Raw genomic sequence first — 3,196 nt, 5'->3', positions numbered from 1 at the left:
TCATCGGGTTCTCCTCGTGCGGCTCGATGTCGCCGCCGATCAGGTCGGCAAACTCGTTGCTACGCAGATCGATCGCCCGATAGACCACGGGCCGTGGCGCGAACGCCGCCGCGATCGTCGATACTCCCTCCGCCATCTTCGTGACGTACTCGTCGCGGCGGCCCTCGGCGATCATCCGGGCGGGATGTTCCCCGCCCAGCGCATCGGTGATCATGAACTCCGCCCGCAGCAGGCCGACACCGTCGACATCGGTGGCCGCGACCGCCTCCGCGGCATCCGGGGTGGCGAGATTGACATACACGGCCGTCGCGGTCACGGCAGTGCCGGCCTGCGGCGCCGCAGCGACCGCACCGGCGACCGGGGCGGGGGCAGGGGCTGCCGCGTGGGTCGTGCCGGCGAAGACCGCTCCGGTGTCACCGTCCACCGTGATCAGCTGCCCGTCCTGCAGATCGGCGGTGGCGGTGCGTGCACCCACCACGACCGGTTTCCCGAGTTCCCGACCGACGATCGCGGCGTGGCAGGTGATGCCGCCGCCGTCGGTGACGATGCCGCCCGCGCGGCGCAGGATGGGGAGCCAGTCCGGGCGCGTCATCGGTGCGACCAGAATTTCACCGGCGCTCAGCCGTGAACCGTCGCCGGGATCGTGCAGTACCCGCACTGCGCCCGTCGCGATGCCGGGACCGGCGCCGAGTCCGGTGAGGATGGGTGCGGCACCGTCGCCTTCGCCGGTGCCCTTCGCAATGTCGCCCGCAGAACCGCCGAGGGTGGTGATCGGCCGGGTCTGCACGATCCACATGTCGCCCTGGGCGAAGGCGAACTCGAGGTCCTGAGGTTGTCCGTAATGTTCTTCGACTGCCGCGCCCAGCCGGGCCACCGCCGTCACCTGGTCGTCGTCGAGCACCCGGCCGGCGAGGCTCGGATCGAGCGCGATCCGGTCCTCCCCGGACGCGGTGGACGAGATCGCGAAGTCCTGATGCCCTTCGTGCACTTCCAGAATCGCGAATCCGTCCTTGCCGACGACATACGTGTCGGGTTCGACCTGTCCGCCCACCACCACTTCACCGAGACCGCGGGCCGCCTCGACGACGATTTTCGACCGGTCACCGGTGCGAGGGTCGGCGGTGAACGCCACCCCGGAGACTTCCGACGGCACCATCGTCTGCACCACGACCGCGATCGACGGCTCGTCGGTGACCCCGTGCAGCGCGCGGTAGGTGCGGGCCCGCGGCGACCACAGTGACGCCCAGCAGGCCTGCACCGCGGAGATCAACGCGTCGGCGCCGATCACGTTGGTGTACGACTCGTGGATTCCGGCGAACGAAGTGTCGGCGGCATCTTCCGCCGGCGCGGACGAGCGGACCGCCACCGGCACGTTGTCGCCGAGGCGGGCGTAGGCGTCGACGATCTCGCCGCGCAGGTCGTCGGGCACCGGCGCGCCGGTCACGGACTCGGCCAGTTCGCCGGACGAGCGCAGGAGTGTCGCCTCGTCGACGTGTTCGCCCGGTAGAACCTCGTCGCGCAGACGGTCCCGGATTCCGGCCGCGGTCATCGCATCGAGGTACGCGTCGACGGTGATCGCGAACGCCGCCGGCACCGGGAAACCGCAGCGGGTGAGCTCACCGAGGTTGGCGGACTTGCCGCCGACCGTCGGGGCGTCTTTCGGACCGACGTCCGCGATCGGGCGAACTCGAAGCGTTGTTATGGACATAGTTGCTCCCCCGCACTCCTGGATGACCGGCCGGTGGTGTTGCTGCCATCACCTTCGCACGTAACCATCACAGCACGGCCCGAGTCGGGGGAAAAGGTCGCGGTCGGGTGAGCGCCGGACGCGAGCCCGGGGCGCACTAGACTCGACCGACGTGGCCCACCCGATGATCGCCCCGTCCATCCTGTCCGCAGACTTCGCGCGTCTCGCCGACGAAGCCCAGGCCGTCGCCGGCGCCGACTGGCTGCACGTCGATGTCATGGACGCGCATTTCGTACCGAACCTGACCCTCGGCCTCCCGGTCGTGGAGTCGCTGCTGAAGGCGACCGAGATTCCCCTCGACTGCCACCTGATGATCGAGAACCCCGGCCGATGGGCGCCGCCGTACGCCGAAGCCGGCGCACACAACGTCACGTTCCACGCCGAGGCCACCGACGATCCGGTGTCCGTGGCCCGCGACATCCGCGCCGCCGGCGCGAAGGCCGGGCTGTCGGTCAAGCCCGGTACCCCCATCGAGCCGTATCTCGAAATCCTGAAGGAGTTCGACACCCTCCTGGTGATGAGTGTCGAGCCGGGATTCGGTGGCCAGTCGTTCATCGCCGATGTGCTCGACAAGGCCCGCGCCGTGCGCCGGCTCGTCGATTCCGGTGAGCTTCGCCTGCTGGTCGAGATCGACGGCGGCATCAACGCCGACACCATCGAAGCCGCCGCCGACGCCGGCGTGGACTGCTTCGTCGCCGGATCCGCCGTGTACGGCGCTGCCGATCCCGCCGAGGCCGTCCGCAAGCTCCGGGCGCAGGCTGGGAAGGCGTCGCACCACCTGACCCTCGCGCCGTGACCGCACCGGAGCTCGCCGAAGCGCTGCAGTTCGCCCTCGACGCGTCCGAGGCGGTGCGGGGCACGACGAGCCCCAACCCGCCTGTCGGTGCCGTGATCCTGGACACGTCCGGACGGATCGCCGGTGTCGGCGCGACCGCTCCGCCCGGCGGCCCGCACGCCGAGGTGCGGGCGCTGGCCGCGGCGGGGGAGCGTGCGCGGGGCGGCACGGCCGTGGTCACCCTCGAGCCGTGCAACCACACCGGCCGTACCGGGCCGTGCACTCGGGCGCTGATCGACGCCGGTATCGCCACCGTCTACTACGCGGTGCCCGATCCGAATCCGGTGGCGGGCGGCGGATCCGAAGCGTTGCGCGCTGCCGGCCTCACCGTGCATGCCGGACTCGGCGCCGAGGCCGTCAGCCACGGTCCGCTGCGCGCGTGGCTGCACCGTCAGCGCACCGGCCGCCCCCACGTGACCTGGAAGTATGCGGCGGGACTGGACGGACGTAGCGCCGCCGTCGACGGCACCAGCCAATGGATCTCCGGGCCGGAATCGCGGGCCCGCGTACACGATCACCGCAGCCGTCTCGACGCCATCATCGTCGGCACCGGCACCGTGCTGGCCGACGACCCGTGGCTCACGGCGCGCTTGCCCGACGGCGACCTCGCCCCG

The 3,196-nt window shown here is 71.0% G+C and carries 3 protein-coding genes; 2 read left to right on the top strand and 1 reads right to left on the bottom strand.

Annotated features, from left to right (window positions below; all coding sequences use genetic code 11):
• Positions 1–1,708: PEP/pyruvate-binding domain-containing protein (locus Q8814_RS25285; protein WP_330154702.1), on the bottom strand; the 1,708-nt coding region annotated here is incomplete at its 3' end.
• Between the two features lie 151 nt (positions 1,709–1,859).
• Between Q8814_RS25285 and rpe the strand changes: the two genes are divergently transcribed.
• Both rpe and ribD read left to right on the top strand, forming a co-directional pair.
• Positions 1,860–2,543 carry a ribulose-phosphate 3-epimerase gene (gene rpe, locus Q8814_RS25280; RefSeq protein WP_330154701.1) on the top strand — a complete coding sequence of 228 codons (684 nt, stop codon included), beginning with the start codon at positions 1,860–1,862 and terminating at the stop codon, positions 2,541–2,543.
• The coding region (gene ribD / locus Q8814_RS25275; protein ID WP_330154700.1) for a bifunctional diaminohydroxyphosphoribosylaminopyrimidine deaminase/5-amino-6-(5-phosphoribosylamino)uracil reductase RibD at positions 2,540–3,196 on the top strand (657 nt) is incomplete at its 3' end. The genes rpe and ribD, both read left to right, overlap by 4 nt.

The organism is Rhodococcus chondri (assembly GCF_036327435.1).
Classification (GTDB): domain Bacteria; phylum Actinomycetota; class Actinomycetes; order Mycobacteriales; family Mycobacteriaceae; genus Rhodococcus; species Rhodococcus chondri.
Note: the sequence above shows the minus strand (reverse complement) of the source record. Positions and strands in the feature narration are given on the sequence as shown.